22 protein-coding genes are annotated in these 26,443 nt (G+C 52.7%); 8 read left to right on the forward strand and 14 right to left on the reverse strand.

Going from position 1 to position 26,443, the window contains the following annotated elements:
* Positions 1 to 98 precede the first annotated feature (98 nt).
* The 4 genes from AC3WP4_RS15640 to AC3WP4_RS15655 all read left to right on the forward strand — a co-directional run bounded on the left by AC3WP4_RS15640 (position 99) and on the right by AC3WP4_RS15655 (position 5,428).
* A complete protein-coding gene (locus tag AC3WP4_RS15640; RefSeq protein WP_102615294.1) occupies positions 99 to 2,036 on the forward strand; it encodes a flavin monoamine oxidase family protein in 1,938 nt (645 codons plus the stop codon).
* Positions 2,037 to 2,264: 228 nt separating this feature from the next.
* Positions 2,265 to 3,152, forward strand: coding sequence for a nitrilase family protein (locus tag AC3WP4_RS15645; RefSeq protein WP_076029827.1), 888 nt, complete (start codon positions 2,265 to 2,267; stop codon positions 3,150 to 3,152).
* A gap of 15 nt (positions 3,153 to 3,167) precedes the next feature.
* On the forward strand, positions 3,168 to 4,370 hold the full coding sequence (locus tag AC3WP4_RS15650; RefSeq protein ID WP_102615293.1) for a threonine/serine exporter family protein: 1,203 nt from the start codon (positions 3,168 to 3,170) through the stop codon (positions 4,368 to 4,370).
* Between the two features lie 77 nt (positions 4,371 to 4,447).
* A complete protein-coding gene (locus AC3WP4_RS15655) occupies positions 4,448 to 5,428 on the forward strand; it encodes an asparaginase (RefSeq protein ID WP_102615292.1) in 981 nt (326 codons plus the stop codon).
* Positions 5,429 to 5,515: 87 nt separating this feature from the next.
* Here the strand turns inward: AC3WP4_RS15655 and zapE are convergent, their stop codons facing one another.
* From zapE to AC3WP4_RS15670, 3 genes are all read right to left on the reverse strand, one after another.
* The gene (zapE, locus tag AC3WP4_RS15660; protein WP_074880131.1) at positions 5,516 to 6,610 is read right to left on the reverse strand and encodes a cell division protein ZapE; all 1,095 of its coding nucleotides are present in this window, start codon (positions 6,608 to 6,610) and stop codon (positions 5,516 to 5,518) included.
* Between the two features lie 91 nt (positions 6,611 to 6,701).
* On the reverse strand, positions 6,702 to 8,057 hold the full coding sequence (locus tag AC3WP4_RS15665) for a tryptophan--tRNA ligase (RefSeq protein ID WP_074880132.1): 1,356 nt from the start codon (positions 8,055 to 8,057) through the stop codon (positions 6,702 to 6,704).
* A gap of 24 nt (positions 8,058 to 8,081) precedes the next feature.
* Entirely contained in the window at positions 8,082 to 8,711 is a 630-nt protein-coding gene (locus AC3WP4_RS15670; protein WP_076029823.1) for an alpha/beta hydrolase, read from the reverse strand.
* A 144-nt stretch (positions 8,712 to 8,855) separates the two neighbouring features.
* On the opposite strand from AC3WP4_RS15670, the gene AC3WP4_RS15675 reads away from it, so the two are divergent.
* Entirely contained in the window at positions 8,856 to 9,290 is a 435-nt protein-coding gene (locus AC3WP4_RS15675) for a Z-ring associated ZapG family protein (protein ID WP_008155956.1), read from the forward strand.
* Between the two features lie 242 nt (positions 9,291 to 9,532).
* Here the strand turns inward: AC3WP4_RS15675 and AC3WP4_RS15680 are convergent, their stop codons facing one another.
* Entirely contained in the window at positions 9,533 to 10,264 is a 732-nt protein-coding gene (locus AC3WP4_RS15680) for a YiaD family glycine zipper/OmpA-like lipoprotein (protein ID WP_076029822.1), read from the reverse strand.
* 103 nt (positions 10,265 to 10,367) lie between these two features.
* Positions 10,368 to 11,012 (reverse strand): MBL fold metallo-hydrolase, encoded by a 645-nt coding sequence (locus tag AC3WP4_RS15685; protein ID WP_102615291.1) that lies wholly within the window; start codon positions 11,010 to 11,012, stop codon positions 10,368 to 10,370.
* Positions 11,013 to 11,179: 167 nt separating this feature from the next.
* Here AC3WP4_RS15685 and AC3WP4_RS15690 point away from each other — a divergent pair, with 167 nt between their 5' ends.
* Positions 11,180 to 12,175, forward strand: a complete 996-nt coding sequence (locus AC3WP4_RS15690) for a tyrosine-type recombinase/integrase (RefSeq protein ID WP_256581184.1) — start codon at positions 11,180 to 11,182, stop codon at positions 12,173 to 12,175.
* 110 nt (positions 12,176 to 12,285) lie between these two features.
* Here AC3WP4_RS15690 and AC3WP4_RS15695 read toward each other — a convergent pair whose 3' ends face one another.
* From AC3WP4_RS15695 to AC3WP4_RS15735, 9 genes are all read right to left on the reverse strand, one after another.
* A complete protein-coding gene (locus AC3WP4_RS15695; RefSeq protein WP_102615289.1) occupies positions 12,286 to 13,149 on the reverse strand; it encodes a hypothetical protein in 864 nt (287 codons plus the stop codon).
* Positions 13,146 to 14,726, reverse strand: coding sequence for an AAA family ATPase (locus tag AC3WP4_RS15700; RefSeq protein ID WP_102615288.1), 1,581 nt, complete (start codon positions 14,724 to 14,726; stop codon positions 13,146 to 13,148). Before AC3WP4_RS15700 ends, AC3WP4_RS15695 begins: the two co-directional genes overlap by 4 nt.
* Positions 14,716 to 16,323: a restriction endonuclease subunit S gene (locus tag AC3WP4_RS15705; protein ID WP_102615287.1), complete on the reverse strand. Its 1,608-nt coding sequence runs from the start codon at positions 16,321 to 16,323 to the stop codon at positions 14,716 to 14,718. The genes AC3WP4_RS15700 and AC3WP4_RS15705 overlap by 11 nt, the downstream gene beginning before the upstream one ends.
* On the reverse strand, positions 16,316 to 17,863 hold the full coding sequence (locus AC3WP4_RS15710) for a class I SAM-dependent DNA methyltransferase (protein WP_102615286.1): 1,548 nt from the start codon (positions 17,861 to 17,863) through the stop codon (positions 16,316 to 16,318). Before AC3WP4_RS15710 ends, AC3WP4_RS15705 begins: the two co-directional genes overlap by 8 nt.
* A 253-nt stretch (positions 17,864 to 18,116) precedes the next feature.
* Positions 18,117 to 21,593: a type I restriction-modification system endonuclease gene (hsdR, locus tag AC3WP4_RS15715; RefSeq protein ID WP_102615285.1), complete on the reverse strand. Its 3,477-nt coding sequence runs from the start codon at positions 21,591 to 21,593 to the stop codon at positions 18,117 to 18,119.
* A gap of 170 nt (positions 21,594 to 21,763) precedes the next feature.
* Positions 21,764 to 22,678 (reverse strand): hypothetical protein, encoded by a 915-nt coding sequence (locus AC3WP4_RS15720; protein ID WP_207250554.1) that lies wholly within the window; start codon positions 22,676 to 22,678, stop codon positions 21,764 to 21,766.
* Positions 22,679 to 22,684: 6 nt separating this feature from the next.
* Positions 22,685 to 23,953 carry a hypothetical protein gene (locus AC3WP4_RS15725; RefSeq protein WP_102615284.1) on the reverse strand — a complete coding sequence of 423 codons (1,269 nt, stop codon included), beginning with the start codon at positions 23,951 to 23,953 and terminating at the stop codon, positions 22,685 to 22,687.
* 118 nt (positions 23,954 to 24,071) lie between these two features.
* Positions 24,072 to 24,299, reverse strand: a complete 228-nt coding sequence (locus AC3WP4_RS15730; RefSeq protein ID WP_102615283.1) for a transcriptional regulator — start codon at positions 24,297 to 24,299, stop codon at positions 24,072 to 24,074.
* A gap of 152 nt (positions 24,300 to 24,451) precedes the next feature.
* The gene (locus tag AC3WP4_RS15735; RefSeq protein ID WP_442964038.1) at positions 24,452 to 24,874 is read right to left on the reverse strand and encodes a plasmid mobilization protein; all 423 of its coding nucleotides are present in this window, start codon (positions 24,872 to 24,874) and stop codon (positions 24,452 to 24,454) included.
* Positions 24,875 to 25,182: 308 nt separating this feature from the next.
* Here AC3WP4_RS15735 and AC3WP4_RS15740 point away from each other — a divergent pair, with 308 nt between their 5' ends.
* Positions 25,183 to 25,443 (forward strand): TraK family protein, encoded by a 261-nt coding sequence (locus tag AC3WP4_RS15740; protein ID WP_102615281.1) that lies wholly within the window; start codon positions 25,183 to 25,185, stop codon positions 25,441 to 25,443.
* A 190-nt stretch (positions 25,444 to 25,633) separates the two neighbouring features.
* The gene (locus tag AC3WP4_RS15745; RefSeq protein WP_146011581.1) at positions 25,634 to 26,308 is read left to right on the forward strand and encodes a hypothetical protein; all 675 of its coding nucleotides are present in this window, start codon (positions 25,634 to 25,636) and stop codon (positions 26,306 to 26,308) included.
* The last annotated feature ends 135 nt before the right edge of the window (positions 26,309 to 26,443 follow it).

The following is a 26,443-nucleotide window of genomic DNA, read 5'->3' on the forward strand; positions in this document are numbered from 1 at the left end:
GAGTACCGGACAAGTCCTTTGTACTCTTGCGAGCTGCTTTCTCGAATCGCCAATATATTCTTCCCGCCAACTGAACCGCACTTCAGGGAAGATCAATAATGACTACGGACATCACTCCCCAACCTCTTTCATGTAACGACAACACCGACAATCTCCAGACTAAACAGAACTGGGCAGGTCGATTCCCCAATCCACCGGACTTGTGCTTTGACTACCGGGCGTTAATCGAACAGGAACATGGCGTCGCAAAGGCAACCAATCCAACGCATAAAATATGCATCATCGGCGCAGGTGTTACCGGACTGACTGCCGCCCGGGAACTTTACCGTTGCGGTTTTACCGACGTGACACTGATAGAACAATCGACACGCATCGGCGGCAGACACCTGACCGTCCATGGCCGCCATTCAATAAAAGAAAGTCACACTCCTTTCGAGATGGGCGCCATGCGCTTGCCATTCTTCAATAGGGAAAACGAACCACCTAAAGAGGGTCGATCGCTGATGGCTTATTACGCCAAGGCATTTGACCTGGCGCTATCGGATTTCCCCAACCCGGGAAGCCAGTGGGTGAGTTCGACCGGTATTTATCTCCAGGAAGGCAGCCTGGGTGGTCGTGCGGATCCGCACATGTTGATCTGGACGAACAAAGACGGCTTGACCCCTCCACCCGACGAGGCGCTGCAAACGGTTTATGCCAAGTGGAAAACCTTTGCCGCCAGCATGACTCGCCAGGTTGCGCCGATCTACGCCACGCCGGAATGGGAAGCTGTCTGGGCGGCAATCGTCGAAAGATACGAGCGTGTTTCGTTTCGCGAGCTGGTCTGTATGCCGGTGCTGGACACCTGGGATAAAGACAAACCTGGGGATTTTGGCGGAGTCGGAATGACCTCGCACGAATCAACCCTGTTCTATTCGATAGGCATCGGCGACGGTAGTTGGGGCGCTTTTTATGACGTGTGCGCGCTCTACCCGCTGCGCACCGCCATTTTCGGATTCAGCACCCGCCTGCAACTCGTTCACGGCCGGGTCGATTCGTGCGGCGAACCGCTTCCCGCGCCTTACTTGCACAGCGATGCTGTTCTCGACGCGAAGGGCCTGCCTTTCGACAGTCCGCGCTACATCGGTCTTGCGGCGCTGGACGAATGCTTGCTGTTCATGAACACCGACAGCGCGCACAAGTCGTTCTACGAACATTGCCTTGAAAGGGGCGACGGTTTTTTCACCGATTCTTCCGTCAACAAACTGAAGAAACTGGACGATCAAAAAATACGCGTCTACTACACGTGGAAATTCAGCCAGCCCTGTCAATCGCAGGAACTGTTCAATGACTTTGACGCTGTCATCATGACCCTGCCTTCCTGGCTGATCGAAACGGGTGTCCGGCTCGAAAACTTCAATCAGCACATGTTGCCGTTCGCAATGATCAACGCTTACAAAACAGCGCACTGGGAAACCAGCTGCAAAGTGTATGCGCCATTAAGTAAATCTTTCCTTTCGAGTAACACCAAAATCCCCCAAGCCATTGTGACCGACAGTTTCATTCATGACGTTTACAGCTATCGCTACAACGAGAATTATCCATACGACTGCATATTATTAAGTTACACATGGGAGGATGACGCCACCAAACTGGCGTTGTTCAACGACCAGGAACTGGTGGCGAAGTGCGTAGAGGAACTCGACCGGATATTGATGAATTGCGCCAATATCCAGGAGAGGATTTCTCCCTATATTCAAACTGAACAAGCGTTGGTCCAACGCTGGATGACGGACAGAAACGCCTTGGGCTGCGCCAAGCTATACAGGCCCGGCACTTATTACGACGCAGTGAGCCTGATGAAGTACAACCGGGATTTCTCACATCTGTCCGGCCTGTATTTTTGCGGAGAATCGTTTTCGGTCGATGCCGGCTGGACAGAGCCCTGTTTTCGCGGCGCCGTGGATGCGGTGATTCATATCTGCAATAAAACCGCAGCGGTGTTCAATGGCGGATTCTGCATGAGCGACTACCCGCAATACCGCATCCGCACCTGAGACCTTGCCCGAACCAATGCGCCTGCGCGTTGGTTCTGCCTGCGTCAAACCGCTCTATTACGCCATCTTGCGCCCCGGCAGGGAAACCCGGGCGCTCTGCCCTGCGCGATCTTCGGACACGGACTACAGCTCAAACGGAAGCCGCTGACTTACGCAAAAACGCCATTTCAACTCTTAATAAACACGCAATTAAACAGCGTGAATAACAATAAAAAGAGGTCATCCCGAATGAGCGAGCCAACAAGTCCTGTTCGTGTAGCAGTTGTGCAATTCGACCCACAAGTCGGCATGGAAAAACGTGCAGGTAATTTGCGTCATGGTCTGGAACTGGCACTGGAGGCGGTAAATGGCGGTGCCAATCTCATCGTGCTGCCCGAGCTTTCCAGCACAGGTTATTTCTTCAGCAACCGGCAGGACGCGTTCGACCATTCGGAGGCCATTCCCGACGGACCGAGTGTGAAAATCTGGATGGACTTTGCCCGCAACCACAAAGTCTACCTGGTCGCCGGATTACCTGAGCGTGACGGCATGCGGCTGTTCAACACCGGCGTTCTGGTCGGGCCTGACGGTTTTATCGGCAAGTACCGCAAGGCCCATTTGTGGAATCTGGAGAAGCTGTGGTTCACGCCGGGCGACCTGGGCTTTCCGGTGTTTGATACGCCTATTGGTCGTATCGGCCTGTTGATCTGCTGGGATATCTGGTTCCCGGAAGTACCGCGAATCCTGACCCAGCAAGGCGCGGACATTATTTGCAGCCTGAACAACTGGGTGTGGACACCGCCACCGCTGTTCGACGAAGCCGGCAAGTGCATGGCGTCGTACCTGACCATGACCGCCGCACACGTCAACAATGTGTTTATCGCCGCCGCCAGCCGGATCGGCGAAGAACGAGGAGCCCGTTATCTGGGCTGCTCACTGATTGCCGGTACGAATGGCTGGCCGATTGGCGCCGTGGCGTCAGCGGACCAGGAACAAATCCTGTTTGCCGATATCGACCTGACCAGCTCCCGAAGCGCGCCCATCTGGAACAATTTGAACGATCTGCATCGCGATCGTCGCGCCGATCTCTACGATCAGATGCTCGGTTACACCCAGCACCCTTGCCTGCCGCGCTGACAAGGGGGCTAACCGATGAACATCACAATCGAAAAAAACCGGCCTGGCGCCAGATCGCCACTGGATCTTGCGATCATCCTGCTGATGATCGGCACGGCACTGCTGATTTTCTGGCTTTCATTCACCCACCGTTCCGTCTGGGAAGCGCATTGGCCAAGCTACAGCGACATGGTCTCGAAGCTTCCCGAACCGGCTGCGTGGTTACGCTGGGTGCTGGGCGACATCAGCGAGGTGGCGTTCTACAAACACGAGTTCGCCTCTATCGGGTTGTTGGCCGGCGCCTATCTGGCCTACTGGGCGAATCGCACGGGAAAAACCTGGCAAGGTTTTGCCATTTCCTATGGGACTGGATTGTGGCCGTGGCTGGTGACCAGTTCGTTGCTTGGACTGTTGCTGAGCAACCTGCTGTGGGGCTGGACGGTCACCGCAACCAGTTGGCAACCGACGTTTGCCGCGTTTGTTTCGCTGCCCGCGGCGATGGTGCTGATGTTTGGTGGTGGCTGGAAGGTCACGATCAATGGCGCAATCATGGGCGCCGTGCTGGTCACGCCGACGTGCCTGCTGTTCGTCAACTACGTGTGCAATCCCCTGGGTTTGCCTGTCGTCATCGGCAATGTCCTGGGCATGGCAGTCGCCAGCGTCTTCGCTTTTGTACTTTGCCGTTATCTGCCAAGCCTGGTGAAGTCCGAGCCCTGCGAGCAGCCGTCCGCCCCTTCGCCCGCAACCGTCAATACCAAAACGCCCGACTACGGGGTGATCTGGAGCTTGCGCCGGGTGCTGGCCGATTTTTCGGAAGCGCCGTTCTTTGGCAATGAGCTGGCCAGCCTCGGCCTGTTGCTGGGTGTATTGCTGGCTTACACCTGGAATCCGATGAGCCCGGTATACGGCTCGGGCCTGCTGCCCCAATTGATCGGTGCCCAGGCGTTGACCTCAGCGCTGGGGGTGGTGATCTGGCGTCGGCAATGGATGTCACGCGGCTGGTATCCCACTTACGTTCCATTGGTGTCCGTGGTGCCGGCGGCCGTTCTGACGTATGGCGGCAGTTGGCAGGTGATCCTCTCGAGCGCACTGCTGGGCGCACTGATTGCACCGCCCCTGGCTTGCGCCATTGCCCAGCGAGTGCCTGCGTACATGCATGCCTACATCGGTAATGTCCTGTCCATGGCCATCAGCACTTTGCTGATCATTCCGATTATCGGACTGCTGATCGCCAACTGATGCACGCTGCCAGCCGGCTGTATCCGGGCTCGAAGCCGGATACAGCCACTTCTCATTACAAACAAGCGAGGTATCACATGGATCTGCCCCAACTGGCCATAGCCGCGCTCGGCGGCACCGTGAGCATGCAAGCCCGGAACGCTGGCGAAGGTGTTGTCCCGACCGTCAGCGGCGAAACCCTGCTGGCGTCGGTACCGGAGCTGACGGCACTGGCCCGGGTCAACGTCGAAACGCTCGGGTTACTGCCCAGTGCCTCACTGGATTTCGAGTTTTTGCTGAGTGTCCTTTCCTGGGCCAACTTTCAGATCAAGCAAGGTGCCGTCGGGGTTGTGATTACCCAAGGCACGGACACCCTTGAAGAAACGGCCGCGTTTTTTGATTACTTGTGGGAGCACGACGAACCGCTGGTCGTGACCGGCGCCATGCGTTCGGCAGCCCAGGCAGGGGCCGATGGTCCGGCGAATCTGCTGGATGCCTGCCGGGTTGCACTGGCTGAAAACAGTCGACTGCGAGGCGTTCAGGTGGTCATGAACGGGCAGATTCACGCGGCATGCCGCGTGCGTAAAACCGATTCGCTGGCATTGCAGGCGTTTTCCTCACCAGCCTTTGGCCCCTGCGGAATGCTTGTGGAAAACATCACCCGCTATTTGCGCCCACCAACCCCGCGAACGGTTTTACCTTTGCCGCAACAGACGACGCAGAAGGTTGCGATGCTGGAGGCGTTGCTCTCTGCCGACACGCTGTTACTGGAGAACATCCTTGAACTGGGCTATGACGGGCTGGTGCTCGGCGGTTTCGGTGCCGGACATGTTTCGCAGAGTTGGGCGGATGTTATCGAAAAGATCGCCAGGAAAATCCCGGTGATCGTTGCAACCCGGACCGGTTCCGGGTCCACCGCGCACTCTTCCTACGGCTTTATTGGCGGCGAGATGGACTTGATCCGCAAAGGTGTATCGATGGCTGGATTTCTTTGCCCGCGTAAAGCCCGGATCTTCCTGTGGTTGCTGATCGGCTGCCAGCGGCAAGATGAACTGGCCAGCTTCCTCCTGGAAGACTGACACAACAACCTGTAGCAGCGAGTAGGGATCTGCAGCACATCTACAAAAAAGGCCTGCAGATGCAGACCTTTTTCATTTTCCGAAATCCTACGGCTTGTGGGCCCGGGACAGGAATTCGTGGGATTGCATTTCCAGCAGGCGACTCAGGGTGCGCTGGAACTCGAAGTTCAGTCGACCGCCGGTGTAGAGGTCCTTGAGCTCGACTTCAGCGGAAATGATCAGCTTCACGTTGCGGTCGTAGAACTCGTCGACCATGTTGATAAAGCGTCGGGCGATGTCGTCGGTGGTGACGCTCATTTGCTCGACACCGCTGAGCAACACGGCGTGGAAGATCTTGCCCAGTTCGATGTAATCGTTCTGGCTGCGCGGGCCGTCGCAGAGTTCGCGGAAGTCGAACCAGGCCACGTCATCGCACGTGCGCAAGGCACGGATTTCGCGGTTCTCGATCATCAGCACATCGTTCTCGATGGCTGCCGTGCATTCCGGCGTCAGGGCGCGGAAGCTCTTGCGAAGGCTTTCGTGGGACGCATCATCCAGCGGGAAGTGGAACAGCTCCGCTTGCTCGAGGTGACGCAGACGGTAATCGACGCCGCTGTCGACGTTGACGATCTCGGTGTGCTGCTTGATCAGCGCAATCGCTGGCAGGAAGCGCGCACGTTGCAGTCCATCTTTGTACAGACCGTCCGGCACGATGTTCGACGTCGCGACCAGGGTCACGCCGTTCTTGAACAGCTCTTCCATCAGCGTGCCAAGAATCATCGCGTCGGTGATGTCGGAGACGAAGAATTCATCGAAACAAATCACTCGCGACTCGTCAGAAAAACGTTTGGCGATGATGGTCAGCGGGTTTTTCTCGCCACCCAGGGTCTTCATCTCTTCATGCACGCGCTTCATGAAGCGGTGGAAGTGAGTGCGGGTCTTTTCCTTGAACGGCAGCGCTTCGAAGAAGGTGTCGACCAGATAGGTCTTGCCGCGACCGACGCCGCCCCAAAAGTACAGGCCCTTGATCGGTGCCGCGTCTTTTTTGCCAAACAGTTTGCCGAACAGGCCCGGCTTGCTCTGCGAGGCCGCGACCAGATCGTCGTACAGGCGCTGCAAATGGCGCACCGCAGTTTCCTGCGCGGCGTCATGGAAGAATTCCGGGCGTTTCAGATCAGCTTGATATCGTTCTAGGGGCGTCATAATTCGTTAGCAAGGCAACAAAAACGGGCCGTCACTGTAGCGACGGCCCGTGGGAATGGCAATCAGCCCTTGGTCGGGCCGAGCCGCTGATTTATTCCTGAACCGGCGTCAGAGCCACTCGCAGGGTCTCGATGGCAGCATCGCGGGCGGCGCTGTCAGCAAAGGCCGGGCTGTCGGCAACGCACTCGCCTTCGAGCCAGACGCTGAAGCTCAGGTCTTCGCTGCGCACGTCCAATGGCTGGCCCGATTGCAGTTGCTTGGTTACCTGGCCCGCGGTTTTACCGTCGGCGAAGTTGCGCGACAGCAGCAGCTGTTCGCCGTCGGCCGCCAGCAGACGAAAGCGGAAACTGCCATCGTCTTCACGGAAACTGACGAAACGCGCGGCTTTCGCGGCTTTCTTCTTGGTCGTCGCCGCGACCTGGGTCTGAGCGACGAAAGAACGCAGGCCAACCGCTTCACGCAGTTCGTGAAGGAACGGTGTCGCCACCGAACGAGCCTTTTTGGCGCCGAGCTGCAGCATGTCTTCCAGGTCCGCCGGACGTTCGATCAACTGGTGATAACGCTCGCGGGATTCGCCCAATTCGCTGTCGAGCAACTGGAACAGACGATTCTTCGCCTCACCCCAACCCAGGCCCTGCAACAATTCGCTGCGGAATTCCTCGGACTGCGCCGGGGTGGCGAAGGCCTGGAACAAGGTGAACAGGTGCGAGTTATCCGGATCTTTCGCCTCGCCCGGCGCGCGGGAGTCGGTGACGATCCGCGAAATCGCGTCCTTCATTTCCTTGGCGCTGCTGAACAACGGAATGGTGTTGTCGTAGCTCTTGGACATCTTGCGACCGTCGAGGCCTGGCAGCGTGGCGACGCTTTCTTCGATCAGCGCCTCGGGCATGGTGAAGAATTCTTTGCCCTGGCCGAACAGGTGGTTGAAGCGCTGGCCGATGTCACGGGCCATTTCCACATGCTGGATCTGGTCACGACCGACCGGCACCTTGTGGGCGTTGAACATCAGAATGTCCGCGGCCATCAGCACCGGGTAGCTGTACAAACCCATGGTGATACCGGCGTCCGGGTCTTCGCCGGTTTCGACATTCTTGTCCACCGAAGCCTTGTAGGCGTGGGCGCGGTTGAGCAGGCCCTTGGCGGCAACGCAGGTCAGCAGCCAGGTCAGCTCGGGGATTTCCGGGATGTCGGACTGGCGATAGAAGGTTACGCGCTCCACATCCAGGCCACCGGCCAGCCAGGTCGCGGCGATTTCCAGACGCGAGCGCTGGATGCGCAGCGGGTCATCGCATTTGATCAGGGCGTGGTAATCGGCCAGGAAGTAGAACGAATCGGCATTGCTGTCACGGCTGGCGATGATCGCCGGGCGGATCGCGCCGGCGTAGTTGCCCAGGTGCGGCGTGCCGGTGGTGGTGATGCCGGTGAGGATACGGGTACGAGTCGTCATGGGTAATCGCTTGTCAGACTGCAATCAATTCGAAAGACGCGGCAGGATCAGATCCTTGAGATCGGTCAGCTTGCCATGAAAAAAGTGTCCGCATTCTGCCACTTTCAGCAGCTCATGGGGGCGCTCGAGTTTCGAGGACCAGTCGTAAACGAGCTGCGGATCGATGACTTCGTCGGTTTCCGGCTGGATCAGCGTCAGTTCGCCTTGCTGCGGCAGTTGATCCTGATCGCCCAGGCGCATCACCGCAGGCGCAACCATGAACAGGTGCTTGAGCGGCTCACCCTTGGCTTCCAGACGTCCACCGAGACTGGCTGCAACAAAACCGCCGAAGGAGAAGCCGAACAGCGTCAGCGGCAACTCGGGGTGTTTGGCCCGCAACCATTCGGCAACGGCCTGGGCGTCGTCGACTTCGCCGGTGCCCATGTCGTGGGTGCCTTCGCTGGCACCGACACCACGGTAGTTGAACCGCAAAGTAATCAAACCGGCATCGCGGGCGGTGCGCTGCAAGGTCGAGACGACTTTGTTGAGCATGGTGCCGCCCTGCACCGGGTTTGGATGGCAAATCAGCGCCACGCCGCGGGGCTGCTCGTTTTCCAGGTAAAGTGCTTCCAGTTGACCCACCGGGCCATCAATCACTACAGGGGTTTCGCGCATAAGCAAGGAAGGAACTCCGTGACCTCGAATCGGGTCGACTCGTCTAGCAAATTGTCTGTGCCAATCTATTGCGAGTGAATCGCGGTATACAGCGCAGGTTCGAGCCGTTAACGTAAAGCAAAGCCGTTTATAGAGGAAGGACTCGTGGAACACTCGCTCTTAGTTTGGTTGTTACCGACTCTTGCCCTGGTTGTGGGTGTCGCCATTGGTTTCCTGATCGCTCGCCTGGTGCCGAATGCCGCGCCTAGCAGCACGCAACGTCAGCTGGATGACATTCAGGAACGTTTCGACAGTTATCAGAACGAGGTGGTTACCCACTTCAACAGCACTGCAACACTGGTCAAGAAGCTGACTCAGAGCTATCAGGAAGTGCAGGATCACCTCGCCGAGGGCGCCAACCGCCTGGCCCTGGACGAGCAAACCCGCCAACGCCTGCTGGCCTCTCTCCACGCCGATGCAGCTGCCGCCCCACGGGAACGCCTGACGCCGCCGCGCAATCAGGAGCCGCCTCGCGACTACGCCCCCAAAGCCCCGAACGCGCCGGGCATGCTCGATGAGCATTACGGCCTGAAGAAGTAATCAGGTTTCGCGCGACATGAAAAAGCCCTCGGACAAGAGATTGTCCGAGGGCTTTTTTGTTGCTGATGGTTTAGTTGCCAGTTCGGGCCTCTTCGCGAGCAAGCCCGCTCCCACATTTGGAATGCACTCCCCTGTGGGAGCGGGCTTGCTCGCGAAGAGGCCCTGACTGACGGCACAAAAAAGCCCGCCCGATCTGTTGAGGATCGAGCGGGCTTTTTAACGCCTGGGGTTCAGTCAGACGCTTATGGATACTGCTGAACCGTACCTTGCTGTTGCTGACCACCATACTGCTGACCCGGAATCGCCTTCAGGTTGACCTCGACCCGGCGGTTCTGCGCCCGGCCATTGGCGTCGCCGTTGCTGGCAATCGGGTTATCCGGCCCGGCGCCGCGAGCCGACAGGTTGGCACCGCTCACGCCCTGAGACGTCAAGTAAGTCGCCACGCTCTGGGCCCGACGCTGGGACAGGTCCATGTTGTGCTGGCGGCTGCCGGTGCTGTCGGTGTAGCCGACGATCTCGATCTGGTTCTGGCTGAACTCCTTGAGCGAGCCCGCCAGGTTGTTCAACGGCTGATAGAAACCCGAGGCGATGTTCGCCGAATCGGTGGCGAAGGTGATGTTACCCGGCATGATCAGTTTGATCTGATCACCCTGGCGCTGCACTTCCACCCCGGTGTTGGCCATGCTGGCCCGCAGCTTTTTCTCTTGCTGGTCGGCGTAATACCCGTAACCGGCGGCGGAAGCACCGACCACCGCGGCGCCAATCAGCGCGCCCTTGCCACGGTTATCGTGACTGATGGCGGCACCGGCCAAAGCCCCGGCCAGAGCGCCGAGGCCACCGTATTTAGCGGTTTTGCTCATGCCCGTGGAACCACCGTCGGCCTGGCCCTGATTGTCGTAAGGGTTAGGCGAGGCGCAGCCAGACAGCAAGGCCACAGCCGTAGCGACAATAATCAAACGCTGCTTGGTGAACATGTAGAGCTCCTACTTTTTTTGCATTCTGTGGTGCAACGGACAAGGCATTAAACCTTTGCGGGCGTTGGATCGTTTCAGCGGACAAAAATTCCGTCTGTAACAATTAAGCCCGTACAAAAGGATTCTCGCGCATTTCATCGCCAAGACGTGTGTCCGGACCATGCCCGGTCACCACCGTCGCCTCTTCATCGAGGGTATACAGCCGCTGCTTGATCGACCGCACGATGGTCGCCTGATCGCCACCCCACAAATCCGTGCGCCCTACCCCGCGACGAAACAACGTGTCACCGGCAATCAGCAGCTTAGCTTCTGAAAACCAAAAGCTCATGGAGCCCGGCGTATGACCCGGCGTGTGCAACGCCACGCCACAGCCGCAGGCCAGTTCTTCATCATCGGCCAACCAGCGATCCGGCGGCGGCACCGGGGTGTAGGGCACACCGAACATCTGGCATTGCATCTCCAGGTTGTCCCACAGAAATTGATCTTCTTTATGCAGGTGCAGGGTAGCACCGGTTTTTTCCTTCAACTGACCGGAAGCCAGAAAGTGGTCGAGGTGAGCATGGGTGTGAATGATGCTGACCACCTTCAGGCCCAATGCGTCGAGCCGCGCGAGGATCAGTTCGTGGTTACCGCCCGGATCGACCACGATGGCCTTTTTGGTGATCGGATCGCCGATGATCGTGCAGTTGCACTGCAAAGGGCCAACAGGGAAGGTTTCTCGTATTAGCGCGGGCTTTGCGGCTTGCATGGGTGTTCCTGTAAAGTTAATGGCACATTTTTGGCACAGTGCGAAAAGCGATGGCGACGTTCAGGAAGAAAGGCCCCCACCAATGGCACGCTCAAATCAGACGTAAAGGGTGGCCCCAACAGACACGCACATTCAATACCCAGCTCGAAGCAAAAACCTGGGCGACTATGATTGAGCGTGAAATGGATGCTGGAGTATTCGTTAGCCGCAGCGAAGCTGAAGCGACCTCCTTCGCCAGCGCCCTTGAGCTATACGCCAAAGAGATAACCTGCAAAAAACGCAGCAGTGCATCCGAGCTGTCACGCATTCAGGCTATGCAACGTCATCCAATGGCCCTTCGCTCGCTTGCGAGCATTCGCGGCTCCGATATGGCGACTTACCGTGATAGTCGCCTCGAAGCGGGACTGGCCCCCTCCACGGTGCGCCGCGAACTCGCCTTGATCTCTCACGTATTCACCATCGCCCGCAAAGAGTGGCGCATGGAGTCTCTGACCAATCCGGTCGAACTCATCCGCCAACCAAGCGTTGACGATTCACGCGAGCGACGCATTCTCAGCGCTGATGTATGGACGCAAAAAGGCGGGAAGCTGCTGCACGAGCATGTGGACGAGCTCGAAATGATTTGCCGCTACTCTCGCTCGACTGAGCTACCGAAAATCATGACTTTCGCTGTAGAAACAGCGATGCGCCGCAGTGAGATAACTGGTTTGCAAAGCACTAACGTCAATTTAGACAAGCGAGTCGCTCTGCTGCCGATGACCAAGAACGGCTCCTCCCGGGGCGTTCCTCTCTCCAGCAAGGCAGTGGACATATTGAGTAACCTTGCCGAGAGAGAGGATGGTCGCTGTTTTCGGAGCAGGCCCGACTCAATCACCAAAGCATTCACGAATGCTATTGCCGATGCACGCAACGCCTACACGGAAGGTCTGTCCCTTCACCTCAAACACAAGAAACTCTCACAGGACAAGATTGACAAGTGCATCCAGGCCGATCCGTTCCTGATGGATTTGCGCTTCCACGATCTACGCCATGAGGCAACCTCGCGTCTAGCGGAAATCTTTCCGCTGCACGAACTGACCAAGATCACTGGCCATCAGGATACGCGCATGCTCATGCGTTATTACCATCCTAAAACGGAGGACTTAGCCAAGAAGCTCACTTAGCACTCGACCCGCGCTGTACTGGCAGTCGCTTAGCTCAACTGCCAATCTCATGACTTTGCTTCGTGAGCACCAGTGCGATGCGCCTTATGGGGCAGGTCCAGATTGCTCTCTCATGTATTCAATCCAATCTCTTCATCTCGCAAGCAGAACTCCCCATATCCCATCTCCCTGAGCTGAGCTCGAACTGCTGAAGCGAATGGCTGCATAGGTCTAGTAAGCTGTTGAATTTGATTTGCTTTTTCATCAATTGGTAACGTTTCAGCAATTAGGTGAGATAGGTCTCCGAGTGAATCCGCCGCTGCGGCCACCCTTTCCAAATCCTCTACCATCCCTTGTACTGCGCGCATTACCACTTGTCTTGCCTCAACTAATCCAGGCAAATCTAGTCCTAGTAGCTTAATGCTTTCAGTTACTCGTTCCCTATGTTGCTTCCCTAAGCAAAATCGACTTGGTCCAAGCTGTCCAGATGCTTTCACCTCAATGAGACGTACATCTGAATGAACCGTCGGATCAAGGAGAACGGGCCGCTCATCCGAAATACAGCGATCCTCCCAAGTTGCCTTTTTACCAATAGGCAAGAGAGGAAACCACGAGCCCTTTCCAACAGTTTCTTCACTATCTTCGTTGGTGCTTAGTCGATTTGCACGCTGAGATGAAAAGCGAAAATTATCCCAGGAGAAGGCTAGCCAAGGGTAGCCATCGTCATCATCGCCATCTGCGCGTTTTGCATTTTTCTTTGGCCTGAAATGGTCTACATCTTGAAAGGAATGGGCGTCCTTGCTTTCAGAGTACCAACATTTACCATATGACATTTTTGCTAGATGACGGCCAAAGCTACGCCATACATAACCTTTCTTTTCGATATAGTCTTTGCGTTGATCTTCAGGAAGTGCCTCAAGCACAATTTGAGCGCGCTCTGCGACTTTAAGTATTTTTTCTGGAATGAGCGCAGAATTTCGCCGGACGAGGATCAATTTTCCACCTCCCTTTTTGTCAATCGCCTCAATAATTCTGTCATTGCACGGCGCCTCCCAAGCACCTGTTCAGAGGTCATTGGCTGACGGTCTGCATATCTAAGGTCATGCCAAGAGAGCAGGAAATCTTTATAGAGTGGTTCTCTGTTGTCGAATAAAAACCCCAATTGCGAAAGTTCTTCATTGAGCATTCCAAGTCGGAGAGTTTGAGCTTCATTTAGAGACTCCTTATGAGCAAGCGCATTACGCTCGTCCACAAGACGTTGGGTATCAATATCCAGAGTGCTTGGAAGTCCGAAAATCTCGGTCAGAGTGGCAGTAAACCCCATTCCTTTGGGATCTGCAAATGGCGGAGAGGCGAGTATCCGGCCATCATCAGCCGTAGTGAGAATACGGATTTCATCACGACTGAGCGCTGAGATAGTTAATGGGTTATGGGTACTTAAAATTACTTGGCATCTATTTTTGTTTGCTGCGATGCCAGTCCAGTCCTCAATCAACTTTAGATAGCTAAGTTGCCAATGTGGATTAAGATGGGTGTCAGGTTCGTCTAATAAAAACAAGACGCGTTTGCCACGCGAGATGCGAATCAATCCCAAAACCATGAGCAGCTGCCGCTCGCCGTCCGATAAGTCCGCGAAACCAACATCGCCAGTTTTATCGTTCTCTCTAGTGATCCAAACTGTCATTTCGCGTATAAGATCAGAGACGTCCAACGCTTCAAGAGCGTAAAATAGATCGCTGTCGTCGCTGAATTCTTCGCGTAGATTTGCTAGTGCTTTTGGGTTGGCAAGGAAGGTTGCGAACTGAGATTCTTCCTGTCTCTTATCTCGGTAATCATCGATAGAGTTCCCTGAAAGGCCGAACGGGTGAAAAGCCAGTTTCTTTAACTTTTCTGCAGTGCGGCCTGCAGGTCCCTCAGCCCCCCAAAAGCTTGACGCATTTGCAGATTTTGTTGATTTGCCACCCTTGGCATACCAAGGCTCTCTGAACAAAGCTAAAGCAGAGTGAAAATTGTTGATGCGCAAACGATCTTGCAACTCTCGTATCACCGCCTCATCAGGAAAGGCAAAAAGGGCCAGTAGCGCTAAAGCACCATGTACGGGCCTGCAGTAGAAAAGCCGGCGCTCTAACAAGGCCTCGTGACATGATACTTCGTCATTGTTGCGCGCTATTGCCTTGTAATATTTAGCTTGGTGAGCATCAAAAATCAACTCGAGGTTACGGTTTCCGCCGGAGTAATAGCCAAAAATCAAATCAGGAAACCACTCGCTTTTGTTCCTTTCGAACTCTATCAGGCTTACTTCTTTCCCATCTACGGCTATGGCAGGCTCACCAGTTAAATTGCTCAGCGTGACTTGCTTGTCATCAATTCGGTAGTCCACTCGATACTTGAAGTGCGGTTCATGACGGCTTATGTCTACCCATCGGAAAATTTGTGTTATTGCCTCGATGAGATTGGACTTTCCTGCACCGTTCTGCCCAATGAGTACCGTAGTTAATCTACTTTCATCAAAATCGATTTCGAGCTGTTTTAGATTTTTGAACCCGTCGATGTATACCTTATCAAGGCGCATCACTAGCCTCCAAGGTATGGCCGTGGTCCTGAATAAAACCCTGCTCTACCTCCCAAGCCAGCTGTTTATAAAAATCAGCTATTGAAAGATCAGCAGTTTTGAACAAAACATCAGCTGTAGTTTTTGAGCCCAAACGATGTAGATGAGATCTCAAGTAAGGTTGACCCAGTACATCCTTATCTTGACGACGCTTGCTCATAGTGGTGCTCTCCCTTAGGGGGCGGATGATTCCAGACTGTCGAGATTTGCGTATCTTTTTTGCAGGGAGGTTTCTGGAACGCTCTGCAGCAATCCGTGCAATCAGTTCTACCGCTGGCTCGTCGTTATAGTTTTGAGGGAGTAGTTCGCCGCTAAAGGCTTTAACCAGTATACTTGGGGTTAGTTGATTGATGCGGACTTGAGCGGCCTGGACTCTGGCTTCGAGCTGCGCGACGAACGCGAACAGTTGCTCGATTCGGCGAACGATTTCATTTTGCTCCTGAATTGAAGGGAGATTGATCTCAAAAGCTTTAAGGAAGCCCAGATTTATTCTTGGTCTCGTAGCGCCGTGTACCGCCTCTTTAATTCGACGATAAGTGGCTCCTGCAGCTAAAGCATACATAACGAACGCTGGGTTAGCAGAAAAACTATCTACACGCAGACAGAAGCAGTCAGCCTTATTGATGAAAGATTCTTCGCTTTTAGGTAACTGGCAGACTCTTATTTCTTCATCGACAAAAGAAGAAAAAAGAACATCTCCAGCCTCGAGCGTGTTTTTTGAAAGCTGCTCAAATTTTTCTTCGCCGATATAAGTTTTTTTATCTTCGTTGAAAATTAGATGCCCAATATTTTCCAGGCGGACAACTCTGGCTCCTTCGACCGTATAGTCATCTGACTTAAGCTTAGAGCCGAACGGACCATCAAACGCCTTGTTGCATATTGAACCAATGGAAGTTTTTTCCCAGTTTAAATTCAATTTGGCTGCCGCGCGCCATTCCTCGGTTAGTACTCCAGAGACAGCGGCGGTAAGGGTGGATTGGCGGAAGCGTTTAAGCAATTCAGGGATGAAACCGATCCGAGCTTTGAGCGTATCAACTTGAACCAAAAGCTCGTCAAGTTTTTGAGCTATTCGAGTTTGTTCCGCATGGGGCGGGAGTGGGATAGTGATACCTTCAATATCACCTTTTCGTATAGAAGGAATTGTGGTGGATCTTGAGTAAGCTGCGAAGTCTTGGGTTCTGAGGAAATGATAAATGAATCGATCATCTATACCTTCCTCAGCCGTGAATCCCATCACATTGTTGTCTGCCAAACCTTCCCTTTTAATAAAACCTCTTCTGTTAAGTTTTAATGCCTCGCCAATTTTAGCAAATAAAACAGAACCAGATTTAAAAATATGCCCCCTTAATAGGGTCGCAGTTTCCTCCGATACGTAATTATTGGCAGTTTCTAAGTTGCCATTTTTTTGTGCGACGCTACGAGAAATATCGCTTACTTTGTATACAGGGTAGAGACCATTAGTTGAGCCTTGTAGTTCAAGGGGGAAGCCAATACCACTTTGAACAAGGCCAATTTCCCCCAAAGAAACAGACTGCCAGCCTTTTGGCAAATCATTCATCCCCGTAACCCTCTAGCACGGTCAGTCCCATCACTTCCGCCAGCATCTTTTTCTGTATCTCGGCCTCATCGTTTGCGCCAAGTGATCTCATCAACTCATCCAACTCTCGCAGCGCTTCAGTCAACTCAGCCATAGCCTCTCCGGCCAATACATCAGGCGCGGGTAAATCGTTGGAGTCCATACTGTCATCAGCTTTTAACCAGCCGATATCGAGCGAATCCCCACGCCCAGCGATTTCGGAGCGGCTAAAGACGCGAAAACGGCTATTTTCTCCGAGGCCTTCGACGTTCTCTGCCCGTGGGCTGTTCCCGTTTGCGTCGACGCCGTAGGCTACTTCGAAGGGAGTGAGATGTACGGAAGAAAAGGGTGTTCTCTTACCAAAGCTAGGCATATTGCTACGCAGATCATAGAACCATACTCGCTGAGTACAGCCTTGTTCCTGACGTGGATTGGTGGCAGTACCTTTCTGGAAAAACAGGACATTAGTCTTAACGCCAAGCGCGTAAAAGATTCCGGTGGGCAGTCGCAGGATAGTGTGCAGGTTGCACTTATCCATCAGGTCGCGTCGCACTTCGGTGCCCACGCCGCCCTCGAACAATACGTTGTCAGGCAGGATCACGGCGGCTCGGCCGCCGGGTTTTAGACCTCTGTAGATATGCTGAAGGAAGGCCAGCTGCTTGTTGCTTGTTTTGTAGGTTAGGTCGTCGCGGGTAGGACCACCGCCGCCCTTAGCAGTGCCGAAGGGCGGGTTGGAAAGTATTAAATCGACCTTGGGCAGATTAGCGCCGGTTTGGCCGAGTGCGTTGCCGAGGTGAACCACGCCTTCTTCGTCACCCTCCATGCCATGCAGCAAGGTGTTCATTAAAGCCAGACGGCGGGTGCCAGGCACCAACTCAACTCCGACAAAAGCCTGGTTGCGTTGGAAGGTTCTTGCTTTTTCATCTAGGTTGTAGTGGTCATCAGTCTGGCTTTTGATATAAGCATCAGCGGCAATTAGGAAACCCGCAGTGCCGGCAGCAGGATCTTGAATGATTTCTCCGGCTTGGGGCTGGATGCACTTGATGATGCTGTCTATCAGCGGGCGCGGGGTGAAGTACTGGCCTGCACCGGATTTGGTTTCGCTTGCGTTCTTTTCCAGTAGGCCCTCATATAGGTCGCCGAGGCCGTCCCTGCGCGCGCTGAACCAGTCGATACCATCTAGGCTTTGGATTAAATGCTCCAAATGACGCGGCTCTTTCAGACGAGTTTGTGCATCGGCATAGATGGCAGCGATCAGAGGGTCAGTATTTTTGCCCAAATCGAGCAGCATCTGTCGATAGTGGTTGAGTAGATTGATGCCAGATTTACCAGACAGGTCCGACCAGCGCGCGCCCTCGGGTAGCTTGTGGCCGAAGCTGTCGTTGTTCTGGACTTGCTCATGCTCCATCTTGACAAACAGCAACAGGACCAATTCAGTAACGTAGTCGCTGTAGTTGATGCCGTCGTCACGAAGGACGTCGCAAAGGTTCCAGAGCTTCTGGACGATGTCGCTGTTGGTCATGGTGGCACTCTAGTAAATGGGTGGGGCCAGCCGCTGACATTGTCGGGTAGGCCACCTGAATTGGATGTTTCGGGCTGACTTATTGAAACGTGGTGTAAAAAATGCTCTACGTTTGAATGGCCTACACCGCTTCGGTGACGAAGTCCGCGTTCTGAAAAAAATCTTTGTTCTACAGTGATGAGCAGGACGGCATTGTACTCCGGGTGCTTATTTTCGGTACGTGCGGCTACCGCCCAATAGAAGCGGCAATTGGCTAACCTACCTTCGGCCACAGATTGTCATTCAGGACCTCCAATACCCGGTCCAGATGACCACCGAGGTTGCGATTCAAGCTTTTAAGACCTCCATCATTTTTGAATGCCTCATTGACTTGTTGCAGGTCGATGATCACCTCATGCACCAGTTGCCTAGCGAGGCGATCGAGCCATTTACGTTGCACATGCGTCCATTGCTGGAGGGCGTAGATTTTTTGCATGGCAGTGGCCACCCGCTGATCAAATGGAAGCAAGGCTTCGCCGATAGCGGCCTGGCGGATGTAGCCGATGATGCTGGCAGCGATTTCCTGGTTGGTTTGGTTTCGCCATGCGCTTTTGAGGCTGACTTCGCTGAAACCGTGTTGATCGAGCAGTAGGCGCACATTGCGCAATTGTTCGCGGGTGAGGTCTTTCGGCCGGTTGACCACCACACCGAGGGCTGCGGACTGGTTGAGCTGTTGGTGAATAAAATCGTGGAAACTTTCCAGGTAGTCCTGAGGTTTTTGGTGGTCGCCGTAATTTTGCTCGCGGCCAATTAGCTCATCGCTTTGAGTGGCGATGATTGGGTGCCTCTCTGAGCCGAGTAGGTTGCTGACGGTATCCAGTTGGTTGATTAGTTGACTATGTTGACGGATAAAGTTGGCGGCTTGCTGAGGCCCCAGTTCATGCAGATGTTTGTGTAGTTTGGCCGGCTCTACCCCCCAGATGTCTTCAAGTTCGTTGAGCTTTTTCTTCAGGGATGGGTCGCTTTCTGCTTTGTGGTCGGCGGTACGCAGGATGCGCATGATGCGCTGACTGAGAACGTCCAGCACATCATGGGCGTGGCTGCTGTCCTCCTGGGTACCAGGGGCGTCATGGCTGGCATCGTTAGTGAGCTCGCTGACCAATTGCTCAAGGGATACGTTGGGATTCTTCACCAATGGTTTCATGGTGTCGACGGCTTCCAGGCTGGCGTATAGATCGACAGGGTCGTAGATGCGAAAAACCGTTTTGCCGATGTCGTCGCAGCGTCGGGTAGCACGGCCTTTCATTTGTTCATAGAGAATGCGCGAGCGTACCCGGCGCATAAAGACCAGGTTGCAGATCTTCGGCACGTCAATGCCGGTAGTGAGCAGATCTACTGTGATGGCGATGCTAGGATGAGTTTCGTTTTTGTACTTGCGAATCAGTTGCTCGACTTTATCACTCTGGCCAGTGATGATTTGCACCGTCGCCTGGTTGTATTGCTCGCCGTAAGCTTCCCTGAAGGCATCATCCAGAAGATTTTTCACGCGCTCGGCGTGGGCTTGGTTGACGCAGAAAATCATGGTTTTTTCTTCGCCAAATGGGTCCAGCTCATTGGCTAGGGCGTCACAGATCACTTTGTCAAAAGCTGGGGTTATGACGCGGCGGTTGAACGACTCGATATTGAAGGTGAGTTCGTCCTCCAGCTCGGCTAGGTCAACTTCGCCGGTCTGAGTATTGATCACACTGACCGACTCACCCTTTTCAAAACGGATACCGTGCTTGCTGAGTCGGGTTTCGTAACGGATTGGCGGTTCATGGTCGATCAGCCAGTCATCGGCTACGGCTTCGCGGTAGCTGTAGGTAAACACAGGCTTACCAAAAATCTCACTGGTGTGCTTGGCGGGGGTGGCGGTGAGGCCGATTTTACAAGCATCGAAGTAGTCCAACACACGACGATATTGTGAGAGGTACTGACTGTGATCACGGACAGCTAGCTCGCCTTCGCTCATCTCCTGGTCGAGGGTGTAACCACGGTGAGCTTCGTCAACAATGATGCAGTCGAATTCACCTACGGATGGTGGACTGTCTGAGCGAAAAACACGGCTGACCATAGCCTGTACGGTAGCCACCTGAATGCGAGTTTCCGCTTCGGCGGCCATGTCTCCCAGCTCTTTGATGTCATAGATCTGCGCCAGGGTGTGATTCTGCTCAAGGGGGGTGTCGTTAAATGAGTCGATGGCCTGTTGGCCAAGGGCACTGCGGTCAACCAGAAACAAGATGCGCTTGAAGCGCTCGGCCTTTAGAAATCGGTACATCAAGCCAATGATAGTGCGGGTTTTGCCGGTGCCAGTTGCCATGGCGAGCAAGCAATTGCGATGGTTGTTAGCTAGGGCTTGCTCCACTGCCTGGATGGCTTTTTCCTGATAATCACGCAATTTGAGATAGGCGAACCCTTCACCCTTGAGCTTCGCTTCGGCCTCTGCTTGGCTGCGTCTGAGGAGGTCGAGCAGATTATTCGGGGTATGGAAATCCTGCAGCGGCCGACGCGTATTGGCTGGACTGCGCAAATCACGGAACCAAGTGCCTGATTGTTCGGCGAGCTGTTTGATATAGGGGCGACCATTGCAGGCAAAGGCAAATGGGACGCGGAAGCTGTTGCCTTGACCATCGTTCCAAGGCTGCGGCCGCCCAGCGAGCAGCCAAGACTGCTGATACTCCGACGGAATCTCAAACTCGCGGGCATAACGCTCTGCCTGGGTAATACGGTCGGCGATATTGATGCGCTTGCGTTTGGCTTCAACAATGGCTACGGGCAGAAGGCCAGCGAACAGTACATAGTCGGCGCAGGCTTTTGGGCTGCTGGTGGGCCATTCTGCGATAGCTTTGTTCTTACCCTTTTCAGGGCGCGCGCCCTTGCTATAGATGAGGTCCAACGAATCGGCTTCCCAGCCGGCCTCGATCAGTTGCTGGTCGATCAGTATTCGTGTGAGGTCTTCGCTTAGATCGAAGCGGCTGCTGGCTTGTTGGGTCTTATAAACTACCTGCTTGGTAGACTGAGGCTTGGTTTCCAACCTTTTCTGTAACGCCATAAGGCGTTGTTCAAATTCAGCGCGCAACTTGTTCAGCTCGGCTTCGTGGGAATCGGCCAGTTGTTTGTGTTTCCGTGACTCCGCATCCATTTGCTCGGCGAGAACGGAGTACTCCTCTGCCTCGCGTCTCATCAACAAGGCCAGTTGTTGATTACTTTCAAGCTGTTGGCTGGACTCGCTGAGCTGCACTTTTAACTGCTTAATCTGGTTTTGTAGATCACGTAGCGGGGTACTGGGGTCAGCCGGTGTAACGAAGGCGCCGGGTTTGAACGCATTGCCGTTTTTACCGAAGGACTGGTGGTACCAGATGGCCAGAGCACGCGCGACTTTGAGCCCGTCCATGGCTTCGCGGTGCTGGGTACGAAACTGGTGTGTGGCTTTATTACCTTCGATGCGCAGGGTGTGAAACAGACTACGGATGTTTTGATCCAGCTGGATATCGCGGCTCAATTTGTAAAGGAGATCGGACTGCGTGGTCGTGGCATCGAACTCGATACCGGCGCGGCTGGCTAGGTCCTGAGCCAAAGCCTCGCCCAATTGTCTCAGCTTGATCAGTGTGGTGTTGGGATCTCTGCCAAAGACCTGTTCGGCCGCGCTCGCAAGCTGTAGGAAAACGGGGTCGTGTTCCTGAAGAAAGGAGAAGTTGCTACTGGCGGCCATGGTCGATCCTATGAGTGCTCATCCCTTGATTGCGCCGAATTGAGCTTAATTGCGCAAAGTTTCGCTGAGCTTACCCAAGATGGGTTAGGTTTGACCATGGCGTAACGCTTGCGGTGTCGCTTGGTCGCAGCATTGGGCTTTTTGAGTAGGCTCCAAGCGTATGCTGATCGTTACACCCATGGCGCCTTCTTGGCACTGCCTGATTTAGCTTTGGTAAGCCGTTTTTCGTACTTTCTGTATTCTGCCTCTAACCATGTAGGATCATCCCCCAGCTGCGAGTGGTGGCAGTATTGCGGGATAATTTTCCAGAAAGCAGTAATAGCATCGGCAAATTCAACAAACTGCGCTTCACTTATCTTCAGGTCTTCGTGACGGGAGCTAAAGAGCGTTAAATCGTGCAGATTGCCACGCGGATAATATTCAGGGTATTTGGATGAAAGCTCGCGATGCGCGTCTCCATCGCCGTGTTTGTAAACATTAATGACCAGCCGGCAGGCGTTAATTGTGTTGGAAAAGGGTTCTCCACTAATTTTTAGTCCAACCCATTCAAGCAGCTCGATTAGCCTGGGAAAACCCAAATCCCAGATAAGTGGGCTGATTATGTGCCCATCAAGCCAATGGCTGAACTCCCTGACGGCCTTCTCACGCAGAGCTTTGTCAAACTGGTGAAACATCCCGGCTGTCAGTGCCAAGGTGACTGTGTTGTGCATCTCATTCAGTGCCAGCCAGTGGGATACTCCTTCGTGGTATGCACGTTCATATGCATCTGCAGGGTCATCTCGATCCGGATCGAAATATTGTGCCGATTTTTCTAGGTGTTCCTTCTCTGCTTTCTGCGCTTCTCGGTCCATATCGTAAAACTGTGCCAGTAATCTCCTTCTGGCCTCTGATACATAAAATTCGTGGGGTTCCAGAATAATCGGGAGGTCTATCGTAGCAAGATAAAAGGTTGTGAAATCACGCTGTGTCATAGTTCCCTCTTGGATTTGATTACTGCTCGTTCCCGTTCGTTCATCCGTGGTCGTTCCGATATTCGACTGTTCAAGAAAGTCTTTGAGAAAGCCGCTACCCCAGGAAACCATCATGGACGCTTATTTTGTGGCGAGAAAAATAGCATCAAGCTCGGATCCTTTTTTCTTGATTTTCTCTTCAAGTGCGTCCGATGACAGGCGGGTACCGTTGGCTCTTTGACTTCTTTTTTGAGGGGTAAAGTAATCTTCGAGGATAAGTCGACATGCCTTATTGTCGATCTGGGATCTGATATCTAATGCAGGAACGGTGTACATTTTTCTTTCGATGTCGTGGAATACAGAATATTTTGTCAGGTATATTTCATTTAGGTTTGCTAGTCGTTTGTCTAACGTGACAAACATTGGTATAAAAAAAGCAGCCTTTGAGGTGTCTGATGCCCATGTTTCCATTAGACGAAAAAAATGGAAATCCCAGCTTATATTTCTGATTGCTTTAATGGAGCTGTTGCTTTCTTTTATTAGCTTACCTAGATTCGCCAGTATAAATATTGAATTATTATTTTTAAAGTACTTGTAGGCTATTGTTAGCTCTCTCAGCGCAACGCCTCGAATTTCGGAATGCATTATTGTGATGAGTGCGGAAAATTTTTCTGACAGACTCCCCTTTATGTGGTGTTCTATATGAATCATCGACAGTATTATGTAGAAATCAGTTTTTTGGCGTAAAATATGATTTTCGAGTGCTTCCTTATCATCATAAAAATTTAAAATTCGCTGCTTTGCGAGGTCCAATGAATCAGCCTCGGATAGTTTAAATGTTAGGTCGTCTGGCGTGCGGATGCACTCGCTTTTTGGAGTAGCGGATGATATGCGCAAGAAATTCGCAAATGATCTCGTAACATCCTCTCTCCGCTCTGTAATGTGTTCGATGTTTTCAAATAAATATGGGAGTGCGTCGCAATTTAGCTTGTTGCTTAGTATATAGTGCATCGATTTTGTGAGTGCGTCATAGTTGTTTCCAACTGGCATTCCTCTAAGGAATAAATCTATTGACCCTATATAATTTGAGTCAAATAGCAATGAATAGTCGATTGGCAGTTTAAGGATTGCGCTGCTGTGGTGGGCGTCTAATATCTCATTACTTAAGACGAATAGGTTCCTGTTCTGGTAAAACTCTTGAAGAAAAGCTTTTGATTTCCCCTCAAATTCTTTTTTCTCCAAGTGCTTCGGGAGAAGCTTTGAGTCAAAGCTGTTGACTTGGGTAAGTAATCTTACTCCTTTCAATTTCTCTTTGTTGCACGCCCATAGCGAAAGAATGCGATGTGGATCAATTTCGTTTGTGATTTCTTGTACAATTTTCTGTGTTTCAATATTTATGAAATTTGACATTGCATAACCATTTGTTAGAGTCGATGTCCGGCCCGCGACTTTTAAGTTTGAGTAATAGTTTTATTAATTTTATGTGTCTGTTTTGGGCTTCTAGATACTGGTTGGATCGAGCCGGCGCCTATGCGTCAGGGGTTCGAGGTCCCTTACTCAAAAAGTCTCTCTCTGCCCTGGTGAGGCTGTGCCACCAAGTACCCTCCCGGCCGAACGTTTTGACCATATGATGAAACACGGTTTTCAGTTCGGTCGGATCGCCATCGCTGCGAACTTCAGCTAACAGCTCAGCTGCATAGGCCGGGTGGGCGCGGAAATACTCGGCCATAACCTCTTCGTGTGATCTGTCTTTCATTTTACCCCGTCCTCTATTTTGAACGCACGATACAAATCTAGCCGGGTTATACGAAGGTATCGCAACTATACTGTCTGCCCCCCCTACATACTCCGCACATGCGCGATCTGAGCCAGAAGCAAAGGGCATCCAGATGCATCTTCGGGCCAATGTTATTTTCGCTTGTAGACGATTCGGCTCATGAGATCCAATGCCAGAGCTTGCAGAGCTCGAAAATTCTTCATCATCGCTTCTACATCTATCGGCTTTGCCCCTTGTCCACGCTTCTCGACCAGCCAAAGTTTTAGCAATCCGGCAACTCGCCCAAGATCACCGTTCACCTTGACTAGCTCGCGGACAGCGTCAAGATCAGCGCGAGCACCTACCGGGTGATTGAGGCCCACGGACCGAAGGTAAGCAGCCATTGATAGCCCCGTCTGTGCCGCTTTGTTTACCAGTTCCGCCTTCTCGTTTGCATCGACCCAAACTTCAACGCGTTCACGGCGTGGGCGTGAGCCGCGTGAATGGGGTTTCACTTCCTCAGTCGCTCTCTCTCGCGCCATAAGGTTTCCTCCTTTGATTGCTTCTTTATTCACGGTAGTGGCAGCCAGCCTCGCAGAGCAAATTTACGTCGAGCCAAAGGCGAGTAAGAGTAGGTGGAGGACTGGTGCGTGCGTAGCCCGTACCGGTACAACACACATCTTGCCGTCATATAATTTGCGAATCTACGCGATTTAATGCGAAAAGTTAAATTTGAGACATCAATCGCATTAAGTTTCTTCGCGTCGCATTAAATCGCATTAAATCGCGCTAAATCGCATATACAATAAAAATCTTTAACTAACTTCTTCCAAATTTTCTTTTCTCCTGTTAGACATAGAAAAACCGTCAAACAGGAACCGTCATGAAAAATTTCAACAGCCCTAATTCAGAGGCTAGACGCGGCCAAGGGAAGGTTGATTTCCTTAAGTTGCAAGATACTTTTCAAAAACAAATCAATGCAGGCCATACGCTGATTAATATATACGCCAGCAGCGCATCCAAACTAAGCATTGGATATACCCAATTTACAAAATATGTATCCCGATACTGCATGACGCCTGACTACAAAAAAACCACCGCTACCCAACACCAAAACCTCACTACGTCACCGGAGCATTTTTGATAAACACCAAAAGGGAGCAGCGTGTAATCGACGGTGTAACAAATACTTTTCAAACCTCAGCCCGCCTCCAAGGTGCCGCAACGAATCACACACAAGCCACCGTCTACTACATACCGATCCCTTTTGGTGCCTGACTTCGCTTGTTGCTACGTTTCATTACCCGAGAAGATTCTTAAGAGACGATAAATTTATGAATTCTAAAAATAGCGGTGATTTGAGTCGCATAAAGCTACGGACTATCGCACTAATGAATCACCTGCGCATGGGTGCTGGAGCGTCAAGCCCATATCAACTCAGTTGCATTATCGGCCAGGAGACCAAGAGCCTTGGCTGGCCAGACATGGTGGAATCGAACAGACTCTATAAATACTTTCGAGGAGATGTAAGAAGACATCCGACACAGATATTGAACCTTCTATCTCAGCTTTTTCAGAATGCAGAAGATATTTATTGGAGCGGCCCAGAGAATCTCTGGTCTGCGTTGTGGGGTGAGGCTCACCAGACCTCAAACATAGTAAAAACAATCTCAAAAACTTTGGAGCAATCGACAACTGAGGAGGCATTAAATAAAGTCTTTATGGATTACCTGGTTCATGGCTCTTTTTCTCTTACGTCAACCATCGCTGCATATAGATACCTAGCTACAACAGATCCATACGGGAGATTTGGAGATGGTTATGGTTTCGGTCGCGCATTTTCAATATATCTACAATTAACGAAAATACTCAAATTGGACGAGATAAAAAAGCATCTATCAGAACTGGGGATTTACGAAGGAGTTCAGTTAGAAATCAGCAAGATTGAAAAGGAGCGTGTCAGCAACAGACCGAATTGGGTTAGTCCCATCGAGTGCGGTCTGGTCTAACGCTTTGGCAGTCGTGTTCCGACCAAATCAGATGTTCAAGTTCGTGAGGTCGGACGACATCTAAAGATGCCAAAGAGCCAGGTTATCCACAGCATTGTGGTGGTAGTTAAACAGTAGAAAAAAGGTAGAGAGCAC

The organism is Pseudomonas sp. FW305-20 (assembly GCF_058788075.1).